Raw genomic sequence first — 23,586 nt, forward strand, 5'->3', positions numbered from 1 at the left:
CTGCGGTCTGATTGCCCCTATAAGGAACAACCCATGCGTGCCATCCGTAACTTCGCCCTCCTGCTCGCCCTGTTGGCCCCTGCGGCCTTCGCCGACGGCCTGTATTCGGTGGAAATGATCATCTTCCGCCAGAGCGGCGAGCCGATCCCCGCCAGCCAGCCGGCTCCGGACGACTGGGCGGCCGGCAGCCAGTCCATCGCCGGCAGCGAACGCGGCACCGCCCTGGATGGCGAAGCGGCCAAGCTCAACCCCAACGCCGGCTACGAAGTGCTGCTGCACAAGGCCTGGTCGCAGAATCTCTCCGCCACCCCGAACAAGGTTTCGCTGAGCTCCGGCGAGCAGCAGCTTGGCCACTTCCCGGTGGAAGGCACCCTGGCGCTGGCCCTGGACCGCAGCATCGACGCCCAGGCCGACTTCTGGATCAACCGGTTCGATGGCAGCGGCCTGATCAGCAGCAGCGAGCGCCTGCGTCAGGGCGCCCGCCTGAAGAACGGTGAACTCACCTTCCTCGACCACGGCAATCTGGGCATCCTGATCCGCGTCAGCCCGCTCTAAGGCGCCATGAGTGTCCTGCTCGACCAGCTGAGGCAACTGGACTGGCGCCTGGACTTCGATCCGGGCGCGCTGGCCCGCGGCGAGGCATATGCCCGAGAAGACCGCATTCGCCTGCTCAGCCTTGACGACAAGGCCATCGAAACCAGCTGCGAAGGCTCCCCCGGCCACGTCTATACACAGCGCATCCGCCTGGCCCCCAAAGGCCTGGGCGTGGTGGGCCGTTGCAGCTGCCCGGTCTCCTTCAACTGCAAGCACTGCGTCGCGGCCATTTTCTTTCTGCTGGCGCAGCCCGCCAGCGGCTGGGTGCCGCCACCACCGCCCAACGAGCGCCTGGTGGATGACCTGCAGCCGGTGCCGCACCTGATCCTCGGTAGCCATGCCCAGAGCCAGTACGACCTGCGCAGCGGTCGCATGGTGGGCAGCCAGCAGCACCGCGCCGGCCTGCTGTTCGACTATGGCGGCGCGCATACCCATGGCAAGCCGGTGCGCCCCGAACGCCTGCACCACCGGGCCAACGGCGAACGCCTGTCCATCGCGCGCCAGCCCAAGGCCGAACAGGCCTGGCGCGACACCCTGCGCCAGCTGGGCTTCAAGGAGGCCTTGCGGCAGAGCCTGGCGCTGCCCGCCAACAGTGCCGAGATGTTCGAACTGCCCGGCGACGAGCAGTGGCTGCAGTTCATGCGGCAACAGCTGCCGGCGCTGCGCGAACAGGGCTGGCAGATCGATATCCGTCCGGGCTTCCAGTTCGACCTCAGCCAGGTCGAGGGCTGGTATGCCGAGGTGGACGAGGCGCCCGGTCGCGAATGGTTCGACCTGGAACTGGGCATCGTGGTCGAAGGCCGTCGCATCAGCCTGCTGCCGGTGCTGCTGCGCCTGATCCAGCGCAATCCCGAATTGCTCGACCCGCAGAACCTGCAACGGCGCAAGGATGACGAGCAGTTGCGGCTGCAACTGGACGCCACCCGCGCCGTCGATGGCCGCCCGCTGCACGTGATGCTGCCTTTCTCCCGCCTCAGACCGGTGCTGGCCACCCTGGGCGAGCTCTACCAGCGTGACCAGGACCCGACGCAGAGCCTGCGCCTGGCTCGCCCCGACGCCGCACGCCTGAGCCAGCTGGAGGGCCTGGACCTGCACTGGCAGGGCGGCGACGAACTGCGGGAACTGGCGCGCAAGCTGCGCGACAGCGGCCAGTCCGCCATCCGCCCGCCAAAAGGACTCAATGCGGAACTGCGTCACTACCAGCTGGAAGGCCTGGCCTGGCTGCAGACCCTGCGGGAGGTGGGCGCCGGCGGCATACTCGGTGACGACATGGGCCTGGGCAAGACCCTGCAGACCCTGGCCCACCTGCTCCTGGAGAGGGAAGCCGGCCGCCTGGACCGTCCCGCACTGGTGGTGATGCCGACCAGCCTGATCCCCAACTGGCTCGACGAAGCGGCGCGCTTCGCGCCGGACCTGCGCGTCCTCGCCCTGCACGGCCCGGGACGGAAGAAGGCCTTCGAGCAAATGGCCGGGCATGACCTGCTGCTGACCACCTACGCTCTGCTCCCCCGCGACCAGGCGCACTTCGAAGCACTGCCGCTGCACCTGCTGATCCTCGACGAGGCGCAGTACATCAAGAATCCCGCCAGCAAGGCCGCCCATGCGGTACGCGGGCTTGAGGCCCGGCAGCGCCTGTGCCTGACCGGCACGCCGCTGGAGAACCACCTGGGCGAGCTCTGGTCGCTGTTCCATTTCCTGATGCCCGGCTGGCTGGGCGACAGCCAGAGCTTCCTGCGCAACTACCGCAATCCCATCGAGAAGCACGGCGACGCCACCCGCCTGGCCCACCTCAACGCCCGCCTCAAGCCGTTCCTGCTGCGCCGCAGCAAGGAAGCGGTGGCCACCGAACTGCCGGCCAAGAGCGAGATCACCCAGTGGGTCGAGCTCAGCGACCGCCAGCGCGATCTCTACGAGACGGTGCGCCTGGCCATGGACAACAAGGTACGCGACGAGATCGACCGCAAGGGCCTGGCGCGCAGCCAGATCGTGATCCTCGAGGCCCTGCTGAAACTGCGCCAGGTCTGCTGTGATACGCGGCTGATCGAGGAAACCGGCGTCCGCCCGCCCCGCGGCAGCAGCTCGGGCAAGCTGGACAGCCTGATGGAGATGCTCGAGGAGCTGATCGCCGAAGGCCGCAAGGTGCTGCTGTTCTCCCAGTTCACCAGCATGCTCGCGCTGATCGAGGACGAGTTGCGCAAGCGCGCCATCGACTACGTGCAGATCACCGGCGATACCCGCGACCGGCGCACCCCGGTGCAGCGCTTCCAGGCCGGCGAGGTGCCGCTCTTCCTCATCAGCCTCAAGGCCGGGGGCACGGGCCTGAACCTCACCGCCGCCGACACCGTGATCCACTACGACCCCTGGTGGAACCCGGCCGTGGAGCGGCAGGCCACCGACCGCGCCTACCGCATCGGCCAGGACAAGCCGGTGTTCGTCTACCGGATGATTTCCCGGGGGACGGTGGAAGAGAAGATCCAGCAACTGCAGGCGCAGAAGGCCGCCCTGGCGCGGGGTGTCCTCGACGGCCGCGAGAAGGAAGGCTGGCGATTGCAGGAAGAAGACATCGACGCCCTTTTCGCCCCCCTGCCCCGCTTCGTCTGAAGCGGGGTACGCCAGCCCCCTCGGCCGGCGTCGATCACACCGGCGCCGGTTCCAGCTTGTGGATCGGCTTCCAGCGGCGTAGCTGCTGGTAGAGGGTCGGCACCACGAAGAGGGTGAAGAAGGTGCCCACCAGCAGCCCGCCGACAATCACCATGCCGATCTGCTGCCGGCTTTCGCCGCCGGCGCCGCTGGCGATCGCCAGGGGCACCGAGCCCAGCACCATGGCGCCGGTGGTCATGAGGATCGGCCGCAGGCGCTTCACCGAGGCTTCCAGCACCGCCTCGTGCAAATCCCAGCCCTGGCGCAGCAACTGGTTGGCAAATTCGACGATGAGGATGCCGTGCTTGGTGATCAGGCCGATGAGGGTGACCATGCCCACCTGGGAGTAGATGTTCAGGGTGCCGCCGAAGAAGGTCAGCGCCAGCAGCGCACCAGCCATGGACAGGGGCACGCTGAAGAGGATGATCAGCGGGTCGACGAAGCTCTCGAACTGCGCCGCCAGCACCAGGTAGATGAACACCAGGGCCAGGGCGAAGATCAGCGCCACGCCGGCGCTGGAATCCTTGAAGTCCCGCGAGGTGCCGGTGTAGTCGAACTGCGTATCGGGCGGAAACACCGCGCGGGCCGCCTCCTCCAGATGGTCCAGGGCCTCGCCCAGGGTGAAGCCGGAACCGACGTTGGCGGTCACCGTCACCGCCCGCAGCTGGTTGAAGTGGTTGAGTTCGCGGGGCGCCACGGTCTCGCGGACGTCGATCAGGTTGGCCAGTTGCACCATGCTGTCGTTGCGCCCGCGCACGTAGACGCGGTTGAGGTCGTCCGGGTTGCTGCGGTCGACGTTGGCCAACTGCACCAGCACGTCGTATTGCTCGCCGCTCTGCTTGAAGCGGGTGACCTGGCGGCTGCCGAACAGGCTCTCCAGGCTGCGGCCAATGGCGGCCGCATCGGTGCCCACTGCCACCGCCTGCTCGCGGTTGACCGTGACCTTGAGCTGCGGCGCGTTGAGCTTGAGGTCGCTGTCCAGGCTTTCCAGCCCGGGGTAGTCGCGCACCCGCTCCATCAGCTGGTCGACGTACTTCTGCAACTCGCTGTACTCGAGGGAGGAGCGGATCACGAAGTTCACCGGCTGGTTGCGCGCGCTCTGCCCCAGGGGCGGCCGGTTGATGGGGAAGGCGCGCACGCCCGGGATGTCCCGCAGCTTGGGCAGCAGCTCGTCACGGATCTCGAACTGGGTGCGCTTGCGGGCGTCCCAGTCCTCCAGCTTGAGGAAGGACAGGCCCTGGGCCACCGTGGGGAAGCCGACCACCACCATGTAGCGATTGGCCTCGGGGATCGACTGGTAGGCCTCTTCCAGCATCTTCGCGTAGCGGCTGGTGTACTCGATGGTGGCGCCGTCCGGCCCGTTGATGGAGCCGACAATGGTGCCGGTGTCCTCGGTGGGCGCCAGCTCGCTGCGCAGCCCGGAGAACAGCACCAGGCAGAGCGCGAGGATGGCCACCAGCACAGTGACGATCAGCAGCCAGGCCCTCAGCACCCGCTCCAGCAGGTGGCGGTAGCTGTAAGTGAGGCCATGAAGGAAGGACTCCACCAGGTTGTACAGCTTGCCGTGCCGCTGCGCCGCGTAGGGTTTGAGCAGCTGCCCGCACATCATGGGCGACAGGGTCAGGGCGACGAAGCCGGAGACCAGCACGGCGCCGGCGAGCGTCCAGGAAAATTCGGTGAAGAGCTTGCCCGAGGTGCCCTGCATGAAGCCGATGGGCGCGTAGACAGCGGCAAGCGTCAGCGTCATGGCGATCACCGCGAAGGCGATCTCGCGGCTGCCCTTGTAGGCGGCCTGCAGCGGTGACATTCCTTCCTCGATGTGCCGGTGGATGTTCTCCAGCACGACGATGGCATCGTCCACCACCAGCCCGATTGCGAGGACCATGGCCAGCAGGGTCAGGGTGTTGATGGAGAACCCCAGCAGCACCATCAGGCTGAAGGCGCCGATCAGCGATACCGGGATGGTCACCAGGGGAATCAGGGTGGCGCGCAGGGAGCGCAGGAAAATGAAGATGATCAGGATCACCAGCCCCACCGCCTCCCAGATGGTGGTGTAGACGTTGTCGATGGACTCGCGGATGAACAGCGAGTTGTCGTTGGCGATGTCCATCTTCATGCCGTCCGGCAACAGCGCGCGAACCTCCGGAAGCGCGGCGTTCAGCCCATCGGAGATCTCCAGCGGGTTGGCCGTGGCCTGGCGCACCAGGCCCAGGGCCACCGCCGAGCGGCCATTGAAGCGCACCAGGCTGCGCACGTCGGCGGCGCCGATTTCGGCGTGGCCGACATCGGCCAGGCGCAGCAGGTAGCCGCGCTGGTCGTTGAGGATGAGGTCGTTGAATTCCTCGGGGGTACGCAGGTCGGTTTCCGACAGCACGCTGAACTCGCGCTGCACCGACTCGATGCGCCCGGCGGGAATCTCCACGTTCTGCCGGCGCAGGGCGTCTTCCACGTCCTGCACCGTGAGGTCGTGGGCGGCGAGCTTTTCCGGGTCCAGCCAGATGCGCATGGCGAAACGCCGGGCGCCACGAACCTGCACCTCCGACACCCCGGGGATGGTCTGCAGGCGGTCGCGCACCATCCGTTCCAGGACGTCGGTGATTTCCATGGCCGAGTGCCGATCGCTGTAAAAGGCGAGCCAGATCACCGGCTGGGCGTCAGCCTCGACCTTCTGCACGATCGGCTCGTTGATTTCGTCCGGCAGCAGGCCGCGCACCCGGCCCAGGCGGTCGCGCACGTCGTTGGCCGCCTCATCGGCGTTGGTGCCGAGACGGAATTGCGCGGTGATCTGGGTGTTCTCCGAGCGGCTGATGGACGAGACGAAATCCAGGCCCTCGATGCCGGAGAGCACGTCCTCGATGGGCTGGGCCACCTGGGACTCCATGATCTCCGGGCTGGCGCCGGGGTAGATGACGTTGACCGTGACGATCGGCACGTCGATGTTGGGGTATTCCCGCACCGCCAGCCGCTGGTAGGCCATGAGCCCGAGCAGGACCAGGATCAGCGACAGGACGGTGGCGAACACCGGCCTGCGGATGCACACATCCGAGAGCGTCATGCCCCACCTCGCGCTACGGTGCGAACCTCCATTTCCGGGCTGACCTTCTGCCAGCCCGCGGTGATGACCTGCTCATTGCCCTGCAGGCCTTCGCGTACCTCGGCCTTGCCGCGCAGGCGCTGGCCGATCTTGATCTGCCGCCGCTCCACCTTGCCGTCCACCACCAGGTTGACGAACAACTGCTGCCCGATGGGCATCACCGCCTCCTCGGGGATCAGCAGGGCTTCCGGGCGCTCGGCGAGGATCACCGACACCTTGACGAACTGGCCGGGCTTGAGACGGTGATCCTGGTTGGGCACCTGGGCGCGGATGGCCTGGCTGCGGCCGACCTCATCCAGGCGCGGGTTGAGGGCGATGATCGCGCCGCGGAAGCGCTCGCCGGGATAGGCGTCCAGGCTGATCTCGATCGGCTGGCCGATGCCTACCTGGCTGACCGCCTTCTGCGGAATGCGGAAATCGACCTTGAGCGGGTCCAGCACTTCCAGGTTGACCACGTCCTGGCCGGCGTCCAGGTAGTCGCCGACGCTCACCTGGCGCAGGCCGAGGGTGCCGTCGTAGGGCGCGCGGATCTGGGTCTTGTCGAGTCGAGCCTGGGCCAGGGCCAGGCTGGCGCGGGCGGCCTGTTCCTGAGACAGGGATTCATCCTGGGCCTGGGCGTTGCTGGCGCCACGGGCGAACAGCATCTTCGCGCGCTGGTAGCTTTTTTCCGCGAGGTCCAGATTGGCGCGGGCCTGGGCCAGCTCGGCGCGGGCAATGTCGTCATCCAGGCTGACCAGCAGCTCGCCCCCCTTGACCAGTTGGCCCTCCTGGAAATGCAGTGCGGCCACCCGGCCCTCCACTTCCGGGCGGATCATCACCGACTCGTCCGAACGCAGCGAGCCGAAGGTCACCAGCTCGTCGCGCACCAGCGCCCGTTGCGGTTCGGCCACTTCCACCAGCGGCGCCTCCTGGGCCACGGCGGACAACGAGGCAAGCGCCCCGAACAACAGCCAGACACTGCGACGGACCTTCATCTGAAGCCTCTACGACGATGCGGAAGGGAAAAGAAGCCTGCCGACTGTATCGGCAGGCTTCGATCAGTGGCATCCAGCAGATAATGCCACTCTATGTCGCTATGTTTCGCCTTATTGACGCATGCCGCGCCCGCTCACCAGCAGCCGGATGCAGGCGACGTACAGGATCGCCATGGTCAGCAGCATCAGGGCGATGGCGATACCGATGTTGATGTCGGAAACCCCGAGGATGCCGTAACGGAAGGCGTTGACCATGTGCAGGATCGGGTTGCCGAGGGACACCGCCTGCCAGAACGGCGGCAGCAGATTGATCGAGTAGAACACGCCGCCCAGGTAGGTCAGCGGGGTCAGCACGAAGGTCGGGATGATCGAGATGTCGTCGAAGTTGCGCGCATAGACGGCGTTGATGAAGCCGCCCAGGGAGAAGATGGTGGCGGTCAGCAGCACCACCAGCGCCGTCACTCCGACGTGATGCACCTGCAGCTTGGTGAAGAACAGCGAGAGGAAGGTGACGATCACCCCCACCGCCAGGCCGCGCAGCACGCCGCCTGCGACATAGCCGAGGAGGATGATGTGGGCCGACACGGGTGATACCAGCAGCTCTTCCACCGAACGCTGGAACTTGCTGCCGAAGAAGCTCGACACCACGTTGCTGTAGGAGTTGGTGATGACCGACATCATGATCAGGCCGGGGACTATGTAGTCCATGTAGCTGAAGCCGCCCATGTCGCCGATCTGCCGGCCGATCAGGTTACCGAAGATGACGAAGTACAGGGCCATGGTGATGGCCGGGGGCAGCAGCGTCTGCGGCCAGATGCGCATGAAGCGGCGCACTTCGCGGGTGACGATGGTTTCCAGAGCGACCAGGTTGGCGCGCAGTTCCGAACTCATACGGCCACCTTCGCCAGGTTTTTCTCCACCAGGGACACGAACAGCTCCTCGAGGCGATTGGACTTGTTGCGCATGCTCAGCACGTCGATGTTCAGGGCAGCCAGCTGGCGGAACAGCTCGGTCAGGCCCTGGGACTTCTCCACCTGCACTTCAAGGGTGTGGGCATCCACCAGCTCGGCGGGGTAGCCGTTGAGCTGCGGCAGCACTTCCAGGGGCTCCTTGAGGTCCAGCAGGAAGGTTTCCTTGTGCAGCTTCTTCAGGAGCTCCTTCATGCTGGTGTTCTCGACGATGCGGCCGTGGTCGATGATGCCGATGTTGCGGCAGAGCTGCTCGGCCTCCTCGAGATAGTGCGTCGTCAGGATGATGGTGATGCCCTGCTCGTTGAGCTCGGTGAGAAAGCTCCACATGGAGCGGCGCAGCTCGATGTCCACGCCCGCCGTGGGTTCGTCGAGGATCAACAGGCGCGGCTGGTGGATCAGCGCGCGGGCGATCATCAGACGGCGCTTCATGCCGCCGGAAAGCTCGCGGGAGGCCGAATTTCGTTTCTCCCACAACCCCAGCTGGGTCAGGTACTGCTCGGCGCGCTCGCGGGCGATCTTCGCCGGGATGCCGTAGTAGCCCGCCTGGGTCACGACGATGTCGAAGACCTTCTCGAACTGGTTGAAATTGAACTCCTGGGGCACCACGCCGAGGCAGCGTTTCAACGCATAGGGCGAGGTGTCCAGGTCGTTGCCGAAGACATTGACGCTGCCACTGGTCTTGTTCACCAGAGTCGACAGGATGCCGATGGTGGTGGACTTGCCCGCGCCGTTGGGGCCGAGCAAGGCGAAGAAATCACCTTCTGCCACTTCCAGATCGATGCCCTTGAGGGCCTGGAAGCCATTGCCGTAGGTCTTGGTCAACTGCCGGATGGACAGGGCGGAACTCATGATCGATTCGTCTGCTTCAAGGGAAAGGGGCTAGATAAGGCTTAATGCCAGCAAATTCAACCGCGGATCGCTGCTCATCAGCCTAGGTTCCAGGGGGCGGATCGGCGAGCCGGATCAGGTCAGCGCCGTCATTACCGCCTTGCGATAAGCCGGCCGCGCCGTGAGGCGCTCATACCAGGCTTCGAGATGGGGCAGCTCCGGGCGCAGGATCGGCATCTCGAACCAGGCGTAGGCGAAGCAGCCCAGGGGAATGTCGCCCATGGCGAGGGCTTCGCCGGAGAGGTAGGGCCGCTCTGCCAGGGCGCGATCGGGAATGGCCAGCAGTTCGCCGCAGCGGGTCAGCGCCGCGTCGATCAGCGCCTGGTTGCGCTCGGCCGGCGGCGTGCGCAGCGTGCCCCAGAACAGGTCGCGGAAAGGCGTGGCCAGGCTGGAGGTGGCCCAGTCCATCCATTTGTCGCCCTCGGCGCGCGCCACCGGGGACTCGGGATAGAGGCTGCCGGCGGCATAGCGCGCGGCCAGGTAGCGGACGATGGCGTTGGATTCCCAGAGCACCAGGCCGTCGTCCTCGATCATGGGAATCAGGCCGTTGGGGTTGAGCGCGCGATAGGCCGCCTCATTGACCAGGCCGTAGGCGCCGCCGGCATCCAGCCGCTCGTAGGCGACGCCGGCTTCCTCGGCCGCCCAGAGCACCTTGCGCACGTTGGTGGAATTGATTCGCCCCCAGATCTTCAGCATCGCGACACTCCAGGCCGATTGGACAGGGGCACCATTCTAGGGCCCCGTTACAGGGGACGGAATGCCGAATCCTCCAGATTTCAGAGGCGGAAGCTCCCCGCCATTCCCTGCAGCTCCTGCCCCAGACGCGCCAGCTGCACGCTCGAAGACGCGGTCTCATCCATGGCCAGGGCCGATTGATCGGCGATATCGCGGATGCTGGTGACGCTGCGGTTGATCTCCTCGGCCACCGCGCTCTGCTGTTCGGCCGCCGCGGCGATCTGCTGGTTCATCTGGTGGATCAGGGTCACGGCCTCGGCGATACCGGCCAGGGCCTCCTCGGTCAGGTTGGCGTCCTGCACCGTCAGGTCCACCAGGCTGCCGCTCTGCTGCATGTGCGTCACGGAATCGCGCACGCCATCGCGCAGGGTGGCGATCAGCCGTTCGATTTCGGCGGTGGACTGTTGGGTACGCCGCGCCAGCGCCCGCACCTCATCGGCCACCACCGCGAAGCCCCGCCCCTGCTCGCCGGCTCGCGCCGCCTCGATGGCGGCATTGAGCGCCAGCAGATTGGTCTGCTCGGCGACATTCTTGATCACGTCGAGCACGGTGCCGATGCTCTGGGTGTCCTGGCTGAGGCGCTGGATGCTGGTGGTGGTCTCGTCCATGGCGCGGGCCAGCTGGTTGACCCGCTCCAGGGTCTGGCGCACCACCTGGCTGCCAGTGCTGACGCGGTTGTCGGCGGCCTCGGTGGAGCTGGCGGCGGCCTCGGCATTGCGTGCCACCTCCTGGACGGTGGCGGCCATCTGGCTCATGGCGGTGGCCACCTGGTCGGTTTCCTCTTTCTGGCCATTGACGCCAACGCGGGTCTGCTCGGTGACGCTGGACAGCGCCTGGGCCGACGCGGAAATCTGCGCCACCCCGCCCTGCAGTCGACCGACCATGTCCCGCAGATTGCCGGACATGCCCTGCATCGCCTCCATCAACTGGCCGATCTCGTCGCGACGCCGCACCTCGATGCTGGCGCTGAGGTCCCCTTCGGCGATCTGCCGCGCCAGGCCGATGACCCGATGCAGCGGCCGGACGATCAGCAGGCTGATCAGCACCGTGGCGGCGAGGCCGATCAGCAGCGCCAGGGCCGCCGCCAGCAGGATCAGCAGCGAGCTGGAATCCTGCTGGGCGCGCATGTCGGCCTTCTGCAACTCGCAGGCGCGCTCCACGGCCTGCACCACACGGTCGGCCTGGGCGGCCAGGTGGGTGTACTCCTGGCGCTGCTGCTCCAGGAGGACGGTGTATTCCTTGAGGCGTTCGTTGAAGGAGTCGACATTGCCGATCACTTCGGTGAGCACGGCAGCGTAGCCGGGATCCTGCATCGCATCACGCAGTTCGGCGGCGAGCTTCTGGGCGTCCAGGGCCTCCTGGATCTTCGGCACGCTGGTTTCGGCGCTGCCGCGGCTCTGCTCCAGGCGCTGGCGTGCCTGGTTCAATGCCTGCAGGAGCAACTGGTAGACGCGGCCGATCTGCCCGCCCTGCGCCACCAGTTCAGCGCCCTGGGCACCCTGGGAGCCCTTCAGCAGGTCGAGGCCATCCTCGTTCAGGCCGCTCTGCAGCACGTCGAGGCTGTTGGAGGCGCTGACCACCAGCCAGTTGGCCGCTTCCAGGGCCAGGCGCTGGTTGTCGGTGAGCTCCACATAGCGGTCGAATGCGCCACGGTACTCGGCCATCGCCTGGGTGACTTCGCCCAGGGCGTCGCGCCCCGGGCCAGACAACTGCGCGGCCAGCGCGCCGCTGCGCTCGACTATGGCCCCGGCCTGCTGGCGCAGCTGGTCGGCCAGCTTGGCGTCGGCGCTGAGGGCATAGTCCTTTTCCGTTTGCCGGATCGCCAGCACTTCGCTGCTGATGGCGCGCATCTCCTCCATCCGCTGGGCCCGTTCGCCCACCGCGCGCAAGGCGGTGAAACCGGTGGCGGCCACCGCCAGGGTCAGCGCCAGCACGATGCCGAAACCCAGCACCAGTTTGGTGGCGGTATTCAGGCTGGCCAGCCTGAGTTGCAAGACAGTCCACATGCTCCTACCTCCCCACAAGGCAACTACCGCATGGACGCGATCAGCCATCCGCTTCCCCGAAGGCCGAACATAGGAGCAGCGCAATACTGGCGACAAGCCACATTCCCACCCGGTCAAAGGTCATGCTGTTTTTGGCTAACCGGAGGTCGCTTTTGGATCGTTTTCTTTCTACCCACAAGAAAATTGGAACTGATCCAAGCCAATAAGAGATTGGTCTGAAGGAACTAGGCTTGATCTACGAATCGCCACGGAGGACGCCATGAACGCCCCATCCCCCATCCAATGGCACGCCCAGAGCGCCGAAGCCAGCTTGCAGCAGCTGGACAGCGGGCCGGCCGGGCTTGACCTGGACGAGGCCGAACGACGCCTGGCCAGCCATGGCCCCAACCGTCTGCCGGAACGGGCGGGGCCCGGGCCGCTGAAGCGCTTCTTGCTGCAGTTCCACAACCTGCTGATCTACGTGCTGCTGGCCTCCACCCTGGTCACCCTGGCCCTGGGGGAATGGCTGGACAGTGCCGTGATATTCGGCGTCGTGCTGATCAACGCCGTGGTGGGCTTCATCCAGGAAGGCAAGGCCGAGCAGGCCATGCGCGCCATCCAGAAGCTGCTCACCCTGGACAGCCGGGTCAAACGGGGTGGCGAGGTGCGCCAGGTACCGGCCGAGGACCTGGTACCCGGCGACCTGGTGCTGCTGGATGCCGGCGACCGTGTGCCGGCGGACCTGCGCCTGCTGGAAACCCGTGACCTGCGCATCGAGGAAGCGGCGCTGACCGGCGAATCCGTCCCCTCCGACAAGACCAGCCAGCCCGTAACCCGCGACGCCAGCCTGGGCGACCGCCACAGCATGGCCTACTCGGGTACCCTGGTGAGCGCCGGCAGCGGTCTCGGCCTGGTGGTCGCCACCGCGGGCGAAACCGAGCTGGGGCGCATCAGTCACCTGCTGGGCTCGGTGGAACAGCTGCAGACCCCACTGCTGGCGGACATGGCCCGTTTCGCCCGCCAGCTCACCCTGATCATCCTGGTGCTGGCGGTTGCCACCTTCGCCTTCGGCATCCTGCTGCGCGGTTACAGCGCCAGCGACATGCTGATGGCCGCGGTGGGCCTTGCGGTGGCCGCCATCCCCGAAGGCCTGCCGGCCGTGCTGACCATCATCCTGGCCCTCGGCGTGCAGCGCATGGCCCACCGCCAGTCGATCATCCGCCGTTTGCCGGCGGTGGAAAGCCTGGGAGCGGTAACCGTGGTCTGCTCCGACAAGACCGGCACCCTGACCCGCAATGAAATGACCGTGCAACGCGTCTATACCGCTGCCCGCCATTTCGAGGTGGACGGCGTGGGTTACGCGCCGCAGGGCGCAATACGGCCCACCGGCGACCTGGCTCACGACCTCTTCGAGCTGGCCCGCGCCGGCCTGCTGGCCAACAGCGCCAGCCTCTGCGAAGTCGACAGCCAGTGGAGCATCACCGGCGACCCCACCGAGGCCGCCCTGCTCACCCTGGCGGGCAAGCTGCAGCTGGATTCGGAGGAAGAAGCCGCGCGCTTGCCCCGGGTAGATGCCATTCCCTTCAGCTCCGAGCGCCGCTACCTCGCCAGCCTGCATCGCGACGCCGACGGCAGCGGCGTGATCTACCTAGTCGGCGCGCCGGAACGATTGCTGGAAGTCTGCGACCAGCAGTGCCGCGACGGTGCCGACGAACCGCTGGACCCGCGCATCTGGGACGAAGTCCTGGATGAGGGTGCAGCCGCCGGCCTGCGCATGATCGGCCTGGCTCGCCGCGCGGCCGGCAGCGGCCAGCACGAACTGGACCACGCCGACCTGGACGGCGGCTTCGTGCTCCTCGGCCTGGTGGGCATGCTTGACCCGCCGCGAGAGGAAGCCATCCGCGCCATCGAGGAATGCCACAGTGCCGGCATCCACGTGAAGATGATCACCGGCGACCACGCGGCCACCGCCGCCGCCATCGCCGAGCGTCTGGGCCTGCCGGCCGGCAACCCGCTGACCGGCGCCGACCTGGACGACCTGACCGACGCCGAACTGGACGCCCTGCTCAAGGAAACCAGCGTCTTCGCCCGCACCAGCCCGAGCCACAAGCTGCGCCTGGTGGAGCGCCTGCAGGCTATCGGCGAACGCGTGGCCATGACCGGCGACGGGGTCAACGACTCCCCGGCCCTCAAGCGCGCCGACATCGGCATCGCCATGGGCATCAAGGGCACCGAAGCAGCCAAGGAAGCGGCGCAAATGGTGCTGGCCGACGACAACTTCGCCACCATCGCCCACGCAGTGGAAGAAGGCCGCACCGTCTATGACAACCTGAAGAAGTCCATCCTCTTCATCCTGCCCACCAACGGCGCCCAGGCTTTCGTCCTGCTGACCGCCATCCTGCTGGGGCTCACCCTGCCCATCACGCCGCTGCAGATCCTCTGGGTGAACATGATCACCGCGGTCACCCTGGCCCTGGCGCTGGCCTTCGAGCCGGCCGAGGACGACCTCATGGAACGACCGCCACGGGATCCCAGGGCGCCGCTGCTATCCGCCGAGCTGCTCTGGCTGATCCTGCTGGTGTCGGTGCTGCTGACCCTGGCCAGCCTGGGGCTGTTCATCCACTCCCAGCAACTGGGCTGGAGCATGGAGACCAGCCGCACCCTGGCGGTGAACGCCCTGGTATTCGGTGAAATCGGCTACCTGTTCAGCAGCCGGCGCCTGAACGGCCCGGCACGCTTCGGCCTCATGGACAACCCCATGGTCTGGGGCATGGTGCTGCTGATAGTGCTGCTGCAGCTGGGGTTCACCTACGCGCCGCCCATGCAATCGCTGTTCGGCACCAGCGGATTGGGCGCGGCAGGCTGGAGCTGGTGCCTGGGCACGGCGCTGCTGACCTGCGCGGCCGTGGAGGTCGACAAGAAAGTGCGCACTCGCCTCGCTGGCAAAGCGCGCCGGTGACCCGGCGCGCGGGTTCGGCTCAGGTCGGCCGCGCCATGCTGAAGGTTTCGCGAGTACGGGCGTAGGCACTGCCGCCCAGACGCCCTACCAGGTCCAGGCGCTGGGGATCGACCCGGCCCGCCTCGGTGAGCACCGCGTCGTCGACATGGGCCAGCAACACTTCGGCGAACACCAGGTGGCAGTTGGGGGTGGTGCGTGGATAGGGCTGCACCTCCGCCAGCCGGCATTCGAAGGCCACCGGCGCGCCCTGCACCCGCGGCGGCCGCACCCGCAGCGACGGCTCGGCGGCGATGCCGCACTTCTCGAACTCGCTCACGCCATGGGGCAGCCAGGCCGCGCTGGCGTTCATCGCCTCGGCCTGGCCGAAGGAGACCAGGTGGATCACCAGTTCACCGGTGTCCTGCACGTTGCGCAGCGTGTCCTTGAGCTGGCCGTCGCCACGGGTGGTGATGTTCACCATCAGGGTCGCCGGATCGTCGCTGATCACCTGGAAAAAGCTGAAGGGCGCCAGGTTGCTGACCCCGTCCTTCGACAGGGTGGAGACCCAGGCGATGGGGCGCGGCGTAACGGTGGAGGCCAGCCAGCGGTAGGCATCCAGCGGGGCCAGCTGGGTGAAATCGAGCTGCATCAGGGGAGGCTCCAGCGGGAAGAAAGCGCCGATTATGCCTCGGCGAGGGGCAGACGGGGCGGGGAATCCCGCTTCCTGATAAACTACGCGCCCTCCAACGCCCCTGGCGCCGCAACAAAGCCGTCACTGCAGATGAACCAGCCGCTCGCCCCGCTCACGCCCGCCACCCTGCCTGCCCTATCCCGCCGCTTCTCCGTGGCGCCGATGATGGACTGGACCGACAGGCACTGCCGCTACTTCCTCCGTCAACTGTCCAGGCATGCCCTGCTCTACACCGAGATGGTGACCACCGGCGCGTTGCTGCATGGCGACAGTGAGCGCTTCCTGCGCCATGACGAGGCGGAGCACCCACTGGCGCTGCAACTGGGCGGCAGCGTTCCGGCGGACCTGGCGGCCTGCGCGCGGATGGCGCAGGAAGCGGGTTACGACGAGGTCAACCTGAACGTCGGCTGCCCCAGCGACCGGGTGCAGAACAACATGATCGGCGCCTGCCTGATGGGCCATCCGGCCCTGGTGGCCGATTGCGTCAAGGCGATGCTGGATACGGTGGCCATTCCGGTGACGGTGAAGCACCGCATCGGCATCAATGGCCGGGACAGCTATGCGGAGCTCTGCGACTTCGTTGGCCAGGTGCGTGACGCCGGCTGCCGCAGTTTCACCGTGCACGCGCGCATCGCCATCCTGGAAGGCCTGTCGCCCAAGGAGAACCGTGAGATCCCGCCCCTGCGCTACGAGGTGGCGGCACAGCTGAAGCAGGATTTCCCGGACCTGGAAATCATCCTCAACGGCGGTATCAAGACCCTCGAAGAATGCCGCGAGCACCTGCAGACCTTCGACGGTGTGATGCTGGGCCGTGAGGCCTACCACAATCCCTACCTGCTGGCCGAAGTGGACGCCGCCCTGTTCGACGGCGCCAGCACGCAGATCAGTCGCGCCGCCGCCCTGCAGGCCATGCGCCCCTACATCGAACGCCACATCCAGGAAGGCGGCGTGATGCACCACATCACTCGCCACGTCCTCGGCCTGGCCCAGGGTTTCCCCGGCGCCCGGCGCTTCCGCCAACTGCTGTCGGTCGATGTGCACAAGACCACCGACCCGCTGGCGCTGCTGGATCAGGCCGTCGAGTTGCTGCGCGGCCGCTGAGCGACGAGAGACGCCTCCCACACCGGCGCCAGGCAATAGCGGCTGCCGCCCTGGGCGACCACCAGCCCGCTTTCCACCATCCGCCCCAGCACCTGGCGCACGCTGGCCAGCGACAGCGGCTCGCCGGCTTCCACCAGGCGTTCGTGGAGGACGCGGCTGGCGATGTCATCGCCTTCCAGCGACGCCAGACAGAGGATTTCCAGCACCTTCAGGCGCGGCAGGCTGGTCTTGAGGCCGGCCTGCTGCAGCATCTGCCGCAACTGGCGCTGGTCCAGTTGCGCGGCGCTCGGCTTGACCTTGAGGCTGATGGGCTGCGGGACGACCCGCTTGGACCGGGTCACGGCATGTGTGCGCATCGAGGTCTCCTTGTTGATCAATGGCCTATGTGAAGCATGGCCTCCGGCCGGATCTCCTGCCGGCCTGTTTCCCGAATTTTTCCGGGCTCTCATAGGAGTAGACGAACGAGGGCGGAAAAACCGCAATGACTCCGTGAAATTCTTTTTGCCGCGGAACCGGGATACCCCATTGCCGGGTCTGTTTACTTGGGCAGGCCGATGGCCTGTAAAAAACCCCTTACGCCCCCGTTGAGCAGCCACGGCGGCTCGGGTAAGGTCAGTTCATCCGCCACGAAAAGGTTTCGCCATGACCTCCAAGCTGGACCAACTCAAGCAATACACCACCGTGGTCGCCGACACCGGCGACCTCGACGCGATCGCCCGACTGAAGCCGGTCGACGCCACCACCAACCCCTCCCTGCTGCTGAAAGCCGCCGCCATGCCGCGCTATGCCGAGTTGCTGGACAGTGCCGTGGCCGGCGCAGGCACTGACCTGGGCCTGGCCTGCGATCGCTTCGGGGTGGCCGTGGGGCAGGAAATCCTCAAAGTGATTCCGGGGCGCATCTCCACCGAGGTGGATGCGCGCCTATCCTTCGATACCGATGCCACCCTGCGCCGCGCCGAACGCCTGATCGGCCTCTACGAGGAGGCCGGCATCGGCCGCGACCGCGTGCTGATCAAGATCGCCTCGACCTGGGAAGGCATCCGTGCCGCCGAGCAGCTGGAACGCGCGGGCGTCCAGACCAACCTGACCCTGCTGTTCAACTTTGCCCAGGCAGCGGCCTGCGCCGATGCCGGTGTGTTCCTGATTTCCCCCTTCGTCGGCCGCATCTACGACTGGTACAAAAAGGCCGAAGGCCGCGACTACCAGGGCAGCGAGGACCCGGGCGTACAATCCGTCGCGCGCATCTACCGCTACTACAAGGCGAATGGCTACCGGACCGTGGTGATGGGCGCGAGCTTCCGCAACCTGGGACAGATCGAAGCGCTCGCCGGCTGTGACCGCCTGACCATCAGCCCCGAACTGCTGCAGAAGCTGGCGGACGACCAGGGCTCCCTGGAACGCAACCTGGCCCCGGGCAGCGAGGCTGAAGCCCGCGTGGTGCTGGACGAAGTGGCTTTCCGCTGGCAGCTGAACGAAGACGCCATGGGCACCGAGAAGCTGGCAGAAGGCATCCGCCTGTTCGCCCGCGACCAGGAGAAGCTGGAAGCCCTGCTCGCCTCCCGCCGCTGAAATGCAAACGCGCGCCGCCCGAGAGGGCCGCGCGCGTTTTTTGTTGGGAGAAGAACGAAAGGTCAGCTGCGCTCGAGGGCGCTGACCAGATCGTGGAAGGCTTCTCGGTTCGACTCGTTGAGGCCCATGAGGATGCGGTGGGCCTCAAGCACCTTGGTGCGGACCACCTCTTCCGTCTGGTCCTGCGGCGGCAGGTCTTCCAGGCATTCCGGGCACGGGATCGGCGTGCCGACGATATTGAACACCTGGTCGAATCCCATCGACTGCAGCAGCCGGGTGATATCGGGGTGGGTGGTCACTACCGTGGGCAACAGGCCCACTTTCTGCCGCGAGAGGATCGAAAGCTTGGCCAGCAGGCCGAGGGTGGTGCTGTCGATACTCTGGGTTTCCGTAAGATCGATGACGATCGCCGAAAAATTCAGCGCCGAGAAGATCTTTTCGATGGTCGCATCCAGGGCCGAACACAGAGTGAGGCGGATTTCTCCGACGAACTTCAGGACGAATGTCCCTTCCTGCTCGGCAAACTGGATTTTACCGGTACTCATGCAAGGTTCCTGCTCAACACCAGCAAGGCGATATCATCCGGCATCTCGCCCAGACTGGCCAGTCCAAATACTTGTCGCAAGCCATCCAGACTGCCACCTGCCTCACACACCATCTCTGGCAGCGAGGCTTCCTTATCTTTGAGGGTATCTCCGGGCAAAAGGTCCAGGATCCCGTCGGAGAGCAAGGTCAGGCTGAAGGACGGCGGCAGATCGATCACCCGATCATCATAGCTCGCCTCTTCGAACAGCCCCACCGGCAGGCCCTTGCCGGCCAGGTAGGATGCCTTGCCCTCGCTGTAGAGCACCGGCAAGGGCAGATGCCCGCCAATGCTGTAGGTCAGCTTGCCGCTTTCCTCGTCGATCACGCCACCCAGCATGGTCACGTGCTTGCCCAGCTTCGTGTTGATCAGGCCGCGGTTGATGTGCCCGAGCACCTCGGAGGGCTTGAACTCGGGCAACATGCCATTGCGCCGGGACTCGTAGAGCAGGCGCGTGGTCATGAACTTGAGCAGCACCGTTACGAAGGCCGAAGAGGCGCCGTGACCCGAAACATCCGCCAGGTAGAAGGCCACTCGGCGCTCGTCGACGCGGAAGTAGTCGACAAAATCCCCCGAGAGATACAGCGACGGGATGATCTGGTGGGCGAAATGCAGGCCATCCACTTCCCAGGGCGTCACCGGCAGCATGTTCATCTGCACCTGGCGCCCGGCATTCTGGTCTTCCTGCAGCAGGTGCAGGCTGGCCTGCAACTCGCGGTTGGCCGCCTCCAGCTTTTCCCGATAGCGGCGGTTCTCCAGGCGCAGGGCTGCGCGGTCGAGGGCGCGCCGCACCGAGTGCTCGAGAACGGCCAGGTCCTCCAGGGGCTTGATCAGGTAGTCCGCCGCGCCCAGGCGCAAGGCTTCCACCGCGTCGCTCATCACGCCGGCGCCGGAGACCACGATCACGGGGGTTTCTGCTTCCAGTTCGGAAATGCGGCGGATCAGCTCCAGGCCGTCGACCTGGGGCATGCGCAGGTCACAGATCACCAGATCCGGGTGTTCCTGCTCGAAAACCTGCAGCCCCTGCAGGCCGTTGCTGGCCTGTCGAACGCTGAATCCACTGTCTTCCAGATAGGCCGCGAGGCTCGCGCGCACTACCTCGTCGTCATCAATTATCAGCAGCTTGGCACTGGGATTGTGCATGGAGTATCCAGGCAAACGGCGCCAGGGATGGGTTGTTGTAGCACCCGACCTAAGGCCCGAGCACGAGTACGGGGGTTCGCGTTACGGCGCAGACGGTACTCCCATCCGCAGGGCGATTCAAGCTTGCGCCGCGCGCCGAACTCTGCCTTGGCGCCTTTAATCGCTGGAAGTTATAAGAGGCTGACCGGGCCAGCACCAGAACCCAGGACCAAGACTCGCCGCCGGATGGTCGCCGCTCTGGCGAGACGCACGTTTTCCGCCACCCGCCAGTACCGGGCAAGGCCATTCTCGGCAACGACCGGAGCAACAGCTGGAAACGAAAAAGGCGACCCCAAGGTCGCCTTCTTTCATGCCGCCAGGGCTCAGAAGTCGTCTTCGACCTCGCCGTCCTTCACCTTGAACTCGCGGTTCTGCAGGTAGGCGTTGCGGATGAAGATGTACTTGTCGCCAGTGATCAGCTTTTCCGCCGACAACAGGCTGGCACGGGTATCCACCACATCCACGGCGCGCGTCACGTTGCGGGTCGGCACATGGTCGATGTAGGGATAAGGGCCGGCGAAGCTGTCCGGGATCTTGCCGCCGGCATCACGTACGGTGCTCGGGCCGAGGAATGGCAATACCAGGTACGGGCCGCTGCCCAGGCCCCAATAGCCCAGGGTCTGGCCGAAGTCCTCATCGTTACGCTGCAGCCCCATCGGGGTGGCGACGTCGAAGAAGCCCAGCAGGCCGAAGCTGGTATTGAAAATCAGGCGTCCCGTATCGACCCCCGCGTTATGGAACTTGGCCTGGAACAGATCGTTGGCCAGGTTGCGCACGTCACCGATGTTGCTGAAGACGTTATGCACGCCATCCTCGAGAAACTGCGGGGTCACGGCCTGGTAGCCCTTGGCGACCGGTTTCAGCGCATAGGTATCGAGGGTGTCGTTGAAGCGGAACATCGCCCGGTTGAACCCCTCCCATGGGTCCTCTTCCGCAGCGTTGGCGGCAATCGGAAGCACCGCCAGGCTGGCGCAGACCAGGACACGACCCAGGCGATCGAGCCACTGAGCACCGATCAATTGCATTGCAGACTCTCCTTGAGAAAAGTAACGTGGCGGGCCGCCGCCCGACAAAGGCGCGCAGTATAAGGCCTTCGCCCTACTTGGGCAGCATAGCGGATAGCCCGAATGCCAGAAAAAACCTTGCTGCATATTGCCCACATCCCCGTGCGCTGGGGGGACATGGACAGCTACGGACACGTCAACAACACCCTCTACATCCAGTATCTCGAAGAGGCGCGAGTGGCCTGGTTCGAGAAGCTCGGCATCGCCATGAACAACGTGCCACTGGGCCCGGTGGTGCTGCAGACCCTGCACACCTACCTCAAGCCCGTGGTGCACCCGGCAACGGTGGTCATCGAGCTCTACGCCGGCGCCGTGGGCAACAGCAGCCTGGTGGTCGAGCACCGCCTGAGCACCCTGGAAGACCCCGCAACCCTCTACGGCGAAGGCCACTGCAAGCTGGTCTGGATCGATCACGGCACCGACAGGTCGGTACCGGTGCCTGACGACCTGCGCCGGGCCATGGGCGCCGGCAAGCCGCAGTAACCTCGCTGTCACAAGGGGCGGTTAGCCTGCGCCAGACCTCGTCAGGACGACGCAGATGCCCCAGAGCCAACCTCCCGCCTTCACCGCCATCCTCTTCGGCCTATCCGGCTGCCTGGTGGACTTCGGCGCCCGCACCCTACCCCTGGCCCTGGGCCGCCTGCTGCCGGATTGCCCGGTATCGCGCATGGCCGAAGCCGCCACCCTCTCCCCGCGCGATGCCCTCGACCACGCCCTGGGCATCCCGGCCAGCGATGAACAGCTGCAGGCCTTCCAGCAACAACTGCTGGACGCCGCCGGCGAGCATGCCGAAGCCGTGGCCGACCTCGACCGCCTGGCCAGCCTGGTGGATGGCGCCCGGGTGCCCTGCGCCTGGCTCGACGAATTGCCCGCCGCCGCCAGCTGGCGTCTGGCCACTTCCCTGCCCACCTGGCTGCGTGCCAGCGAGAACAATGGCGCACGCCCCTGGCCGGCCCCGGACAGCTGCTGGCAGGCCTTGGCCGGGCTGGGTGTCTCGCAGCTGCAAGGCTGCGTCCTGATCTGCGCCAGCCCGCGCCTGTTGCAAGCCGGTCTGAATGCCGGGCTCTGGACCATCGGGCTGGCCGCCAGCGGCCCGCTCTGCGGCCTGGCGCCGGCGGACTGGGAGGCCCTCGGCAGCGTCGAGCGCGATCGCCTGCGCGCCGCTGCCACGCTGAAGCTGTACCGCCTGGGCGCCCACTCGGTGATCGATCACCTGGGCGAGCTCGCGCCATGCCTGGCCGACCTCGCCTACCGCCGCGACAAGGGCGAAAAGCCCTGAACCCCGAGCTTTTGTTACAGGCTTGATCCTGATCAGGCAGGCCTTGGCCGCCTGGATTAATCTCTAAGGCATGAGGGACCTTTGCCTTGCCGGCAGGGTCCACTCCTGAGACATTTGCAAAGGGAGAAAGACATGCCTGAACGCCTGCAGCAGCAACTGCAACAACTGCGCGACCAGTTGGCCGAGGAACCGCCACTGGATGCGGAGGAACGCGCATCGCTGATCGAGTTGATGCAGGAAATCGAACTGCGCCTGGCCCGCGACGCCGCCATGGAGCCGGACGCGTCACTGGTGGACGGGGTCAATCTCGCCGTCGAACGCTTCGAAACCCGCCACCCCACCCTCGCCGGCACCCTGCGCAACATCATGCAGAGCCTGGCGAACATGGGCATCTAGCCCGCCGGAAGGCAAACCCCGACAGCGCGTCGGGGTTTTCGTTACTGCCGCGCCAGGCGGCGGTTGTCCGCCTGGACAGCGTGGGTGCTGCGGTAGGGGTTGATGTCCAGCCCGCCGCGGCGCACGTAGCGCGCGTAGACGGTCAGGCGCTTGGGCTCGAGCAGGCGCTTGAGGTCGAGGAAGATGCGTTCCACGCACTGCTCATGGAAGTCCGCATGCTGGCGAAAGCTCACCAGATAGGCCAGGAAGCTGGCGTGGTCCAGCTTCGCCCCCCGGTATTCCACCACCACGCTGCCCCAGTCCGGCTGGCCGGTCACCGGGCAGTTGGACTTCAGCAGGTGGCTGTGCAGGACCTCGTCGACCTGCTGGGTGGCATCGGCACGCAGAAGCTCGGGTCGCGGGTGCGCGTAGTTGTCGATGGCGACATCCAGTTCGTCGATGCAGATGCCGGGCAGGCTCGCCACGCCCTCCGCCTCGACCTCAGCCAGGCTGCGCACCCGCACCTTGACCGGGGCCCCCGCCGCGGCGCCGAGGTCACGCGCCAGCACCTGCTCCAGCTCGGCGGCAGCGGTATAGACGGACTGGTTCAGGGAGTTCAGGTACAGCTTGAAGGACTTGGACTCGATGATGTTCGGCGAATCGGCGGGGATGGCGAACTCACCGATGGCCACCACCGGCTTTCCGGACGGGGTCAGCCAGGACAGCTCGAAGCAGTTCCAGTAGTCGACGCCCTGGTACGGCAGGGTCGCGGCCGTCAGGCCCAGCTCCTGCCACTTGGTCACGCGGGAAATGGGGAACAGCAGCTCCGGGCTGTAAGTGCTGACGTACTCGCTGGACTTGCCCAACGGCGAATGTTCGGCGGGATGTTGCATGGAGGGAACGAACCTGAAAATACGGAAATG

The 23,586-nt window shown here is 66.2% G+C and carries 20 protein-coding genes; 8 read left to right on the forward strand and 12 right to left on the reverse strand.

Going from position 1 to position 23,586, the window contains the following annotated elements:
- Positions 1-33 precede the first annotated feature (33 nt).
- Positions 34-555 carry a CsiV family protein gene (locus ACFW0H_RS22355; RefSeq protein ID WP_422916040.1) on the forward strand — a complete coding sequence of 174 codons (522 nt, stop codon included), beginning with the start codon at positions 34-36 and terminating at the stop codon, positions 553-555.
- A gap of 6 nt (positions 556-561) precedes the next feature.
- Entirely contained in the window at positions 562-3,195 is a 2,634-nt protein-coding gene (locus ACFW0H_RS22360; protein ID WP_422916041.1) for a DEAD/DEAH box helicase, read from the forward strand.
- Between the two features lie 34 nt (positions 3,196-3,229).
- Here ACFW0H_RS22360 and ACFW0H_RS22365 read toward each other — a convergent pair whose 3' ends face one another.
- From ACFW0H_RS22365 to ACFW0H_RS30180, 6 genes are all read right to left on the reverse strand, one after another.
- Positions 3,230-6,289 (reverse strand): efflux RND transporter permease subunit, encoded by a 3,060-nt coding sequence (locus ACFW0H_RS22365; RefSeq protein WP_422916042.1) that lies wholly within the window; start codon positions 6,287-6,289, stop codon positions 3,230-3,232.
- Positions 6,286-7,302 carry an efflux RND transporter periplasmic adaptor subunit gene (locus ACFW0H_RS22370; protein ID WP_422916043.1) on the reverse strand — a complete coding sequence of 339 codons (1,017 nt, stop codon included), beginning with the start codon at positions 7,300-7,302 and terminating at the stop codon, positions 6,286-6,288. Before ACFW0H_RS22370 ends, ACFW0H_RS22365 begins: the two co-directional genes overlap by 4 nt.
- 111 nt (positions 7,303-7,413) lie before the next feature.
- Positions 7,414-8,193: an ABC transporter permease gene (locus ACFW0H_RS22375; protein ID WP_422916044.1), complete on the reverse strand. Its 780-nt coding sequence runs from the start codon at positions 8,191-8,193 to the stop codon at positions 7,414-7,416.
- Positions 8,190-9,122 (reverse strand): ABC transporter ATP-binding protein, encoded by a 933-nt coding sequence (locus tag ACFW0H_RS22380; RefSeq protein WP_422916045.1) that lies wholly within the window; start codon positions 9,120-9,122, stop codon positions 8,190-8,192. The genes ACFW0H_RS22375 and ACFW0H_RS22380 overlap by 4 nt, the downstream gene beginning before the upstream one ends.
- Positions 9,123-9,236: 114 nt before the next feature.
- Complete coding sequence (locus tag ACFW0H_RS22385) at positions 9,237-9,857, reverse strand: glutathione S-transferase family protein (protein ID WP_422916046.1); 621 nt, start codon at positions 9,855-9,857, stop codon at positions 9,237-9,239.
- A gap of 80 nt (positions 9,858-9,937) precedes the next feature.
- On the reverse strand, positions 9,938-11,902 hold the full coding sequence (locus ACFW0H_RS30180) for a methyl-accepting chemotaxis protein (protein ID WP_459077328.1): 1,965 nt from the start codon (positions 11,900-11,902) through the stop codon (positions 9,938-9,940).
- A 259-nt stretch (positions 11,903-12,161) separates the two neighbouring features.
- Between ACFW0H_RS30180 and ACFW0H_RS22400 the strand changes: the two genes are divergently transcribed.
- Positions 12,162-14,840, forward strand: coding sequence for a cation-transporting P-type ATPase (locus ACFW0H_RS22400; protein WP_422916047.1), 2,679 nt, complete (start codon positions 12,162-12,164; stop codon positions 14,838-14,840).
- 19 nt (positions 14,841-14,859) lie between these two features.
- Here the strand turns inward: ACFW0H_RS22400 and ACFW0H_RS22405 are convergent, their stop codons facing one another.
- Positions 14,860-15,468 (reverse strand): flavin reductase family protein, encoded by a 609-nt coding sequence (locus ACFW0H_RS22405; RefSeq protein ID WP_422916048.1) that lies wholly within the window; start codon positions 15,466-15,468, stop codon positions 14,860-14,862.
- A gap of 132 nt (positions 15,469-15,600) precedes the next feature.
- Here ACFW0H_RS22405 and dusA point away from each other — a divergent pair, with 132 nt between their 5' ends.
- Entirely contained in the window at positions 15,601-16,611 is a 1,011-nt protein-coding gene (gene dusA / locus ACFW0H_RS22410; RefSeq protein WP_422916049.1) for a tRNA dihydrouridine(20/20a) synthase DusA, read from the forward strand.
- Here the strand turns inward: dusA and ACFW0H_RS22415 are convergent.
- The gene (locus tag ACFW0H_RS22415; protein ID WP_422916050.1) at positions 16,581-16,967 is read right to left on the reverse strand and encodes a hypothetical protein; all 387 of its coding nucleotides are present in this window, start codon (positions 16,965-16,967) and stop codon (positions 16,581-16,583) included. The genes dusA and ACFW0H_RS22415 overlap by 31 nt on opposite strands.
- 286 nt (positions 16,968-17,253) lie before the next feature.
- On the opposite strand from ACFW0H_RS22415, the gene tal reads away from it, so the two are divergent.
- The gene (gene tal / locus ACFW0H_RS22420) at positions 17,254-18,180 is read left to right on the forward strand and encodes a transaldolase (protein ID WP_422916051.1); all 927 of its coding nucleotides are present in this window, start codon (positions 17,254-17,256) and stop codon (positions 18,178-18,180) included.
- 62 nt (positions 18,181-18,242) lie between these two features.
- Here tal and rssC read toward each other — a convergent pair whose 3' ends face one another.
- From rssC to ACFW0H_RS22435, 3 genes are all read right to left on the reverse strand, one after another.
- Complete coding sequence (gene rssC / locus ACFW0H_RS22425; protein WP_377695673.1) at positions 18,243-18,725, reverse strand: anti-sigma factor antagonist RssC; 483 nt, start codon at positions 18,723-18,725, stop codon at positions 18,243-18,245.
- Positions 18,722-19,906 (reverse strand): two-component system response regulator RssB, encoded by a 1,185-nt coding sequence (rssB, locus tag ACFW0H_RS22430; RefSeq protein ID WP_422916052.1) that lies wholly within the window; start codon positions 19,904-19,906, stop codon positions 18,722-18,724. The genes rssC and rssB overlap by 4 nt, the downstream gene beginning before the upstream one ends.
- Before the next feature lie 362 nt (positions 19,907-20,268).
- Complete coding sequence (locus tag ACFW0H_RS22435; RefSeq protein WP_422916053.1) at positions 20,269-20,970, reverse strand: MlaA family lipoprotein; 702 nt, start codon at positions 20,968-20,970, stop codon at positions 20,269-20,271.
- A gap of 102 nt (positions 20,971-21,072) precedes the next feature.
- Between ACFW0H_RS22435 and ACFW0H_RS22440 the strand changes: the two genes are divergently transcribed.
- The 3 genes from ACFW0H_RS22440 (at position 21,073) to ACFW0H_RS22450 (ending at position 22,684) form a co-directional block, all read left to right on the forward strand.
- Positions 21,073-21,492, forward strand: a complete 420-nt coding sequence (locus tag ACFW0H_RS22440) for an acyl-CoA thioesterase (RefSeq protein ID WP_422916054.1) — start codon at positions 21,073-21,075, stop codon at positions 21,490-21,492.
- A gap of 55 nt (positions 21,493-21,547) precedes the next feature.
- On the forward strand, positions 21,548-22,288 hold the full coding sequence (locus tag ACFW0H_RS22445; protein ID WP_422916055.1) for an HAD family phosphatase: 741 nt from the start codon (positions 21,548-21,550) through the stop codon (positions 22,286-22,288).
- A gap of 132 nt (positions 22,289-22,420) precedes the next feature.
- Positions 22,421-22,684: a DUF4404 family protein gene (locus ACFW0H_RS22450; RefSeq protein ID WP_422916056.1), complete on the forward strand. Its 264-nt coding sequence runs from the start codon at positions 22,421-22,423 to the stop codon at positions 22,682-22,684.
- Positions 22,685-22,725: 41 nt separating this feature from the next.
- On the opposite strand, the gene queF is transcribed toward ACFW0H_RS22450, so the two are convergent.
- Positions 22,726-23,556 (reverse strand): NADPH-dependent 7-cyano-7-deazaguanine reductase QueF, encoded by an 831-nt coding sequence (gene queF, locus ACFW0H_RS22455; protein ID WP_422916057.1) that lies wholly within the window; start codon positions 23,554-23,556, stop codon positions 22,726-22,728.
- Between the last annotated feature and the right edge of the window lie 30 nt (positions 23,557-23,586).

The organism is Metapseudomonas cellulosilytica, from assembly GCF_049334135.1.
Lineage (GTDB): Bacteria > Pseudomonadota > Gammaproteobacteria > Pseudomonadales > Pseudomonadaceae > Metapseudomonas.

Coding starts and splice junctions, on each gene's coding strand:
- ACFW0H_RS22355 (WP_422916040.1), top strand. CDS start 34: ATGCGTGCCATCCGTAACTTCGCCCTCCTGCTCGCCCTGTTGGCCCCT.
- ACFW0H_RS22360 (WP_422916041.1), top strand. CDS start 562: ATGAGTGTCCTGCTCGACCAGCTGAGGCAACTGGACTGGCGCCTGGAC.
- ACFW0H_RS22365 (WP_422916042.1), bottom strand. CDS start 6,289: ATGACGCTCTCGGATGTGTGCATCCGCAGGCCGGTGTTCGCCACCGTC.
- ACFW0H_RS22370 (WP_422916043.1), bottom strand. CDS start 7,302: ATGAAGGTCCGTCGCAGTGTCTGGCTGTTGTTCGGGGCGCTTGCCTCG.
- ACFW0H_RS22375 (WP_422916044.1), bottom strand. CDS start 8,193: ATGAGTTCGGAACTGCGCGCCAACCTGGTCGCTCTGGAAACCATCGTC.
- ACFW0H_RS22380 (WP_422916045.1), bottom strand. CDS start 9,122: ATGAGTTCCGCCCTGTCCATCCGGCAGTTGACCAAGACCTACGGCAAT.
- ACFW0H_RS22385 (WP_422916046.1), bottom strand. CDS start 9,857: ATGCTGAAGATCTGGGGGCGAATCAATTCCACCAACGTGCGCAAGGTG.
- ACFW0H_RS30180 (WP_459077328.1), bottom strand. CDS start 11,902: ATGTGGACTGTCTTGCAACTCAGGCTGGCCAGCCTGAATACCGCCACC.
- ACFW0H_RS22400 (WP_422916047.1), top strand. CDS start 12,162: ATGAACGCCCCATCCCCCATCCAATGGCACGCCCAGAGCGCCGAAGCC.
- ACFW0H_RS22405 (WP_422916048.1), bottom strand. CDS start 15,468: ATGCAGCTCGATTTCACCCAGCTGGCCCCGCTGGATGCCTACCGCTGG.
- dusA (WP_422916049.1), top strand. CDS start 15,601: ATGAACCAGCCGCTCGCCCCGCTCACGCCCGCCACCCTGCCTGCCCTA.
- ACFW0H_RS22415 (WP_422916050.1), bottom strand. CDS start 16,967: ATGCGCACACATGCCGTGACCCGGTCCAAGCGGGTCGTCCCGCAGCCC.
- tal (WP_422916051.1), top strand. CDS start 17,254: ATGACCTCCAAGCTGGACCAACTCAAGCAATACACCACCGTGGTCGCC.
- rssC (WP_377695673.1), bottom strand. CDS start 18,725: ATGAGTACCGGTAAAATCCAGTTTGCCGAGCAGGAAGGGACATTCGTC.
- rssB (WP_422916052.1), bottom strand. CDS start 19,906: ATGCACAATCCCAGTGCCAAGCTGCTGATAATTGATGACGACGAGGTA.
- ACFW0H_RS22435 (WP_422916053.1), bottom strand. CDS start 20,970: ATGCAATTGATCGGTGCTCAGTGGCTCGATCGCCTGGGTCGTGTCCTG.
- ACFW0H_RS22440 (WP_422916054.1), top strand. CDS start 21,073: ATGCCAGAAAAAACCTTGCTGCATATTGCCCACATCCCCGTGCGCTGG.
- ACFW0H_RS22445 (WP_422916055.1), top strand. CDS start 21,548: ATGCCCCAGAGCCAACCTCCCGCCTTCACCGCCATCCTCTTCGGCCTA.
- ACFW0H_RS22450 (WP_422916056.1), top strand. CDS start 22,421: ATGCCTGAACGCCTGCAGCAGCAACTGCAACAACTGCGCGACCAGTTG.
- queF (WP_422916057.1), bottom strand. CDS start 23,556: ATGCAACATCCCGCCGAACATTCGCCGTTGGGCAAGTCCAGCGAGTAC.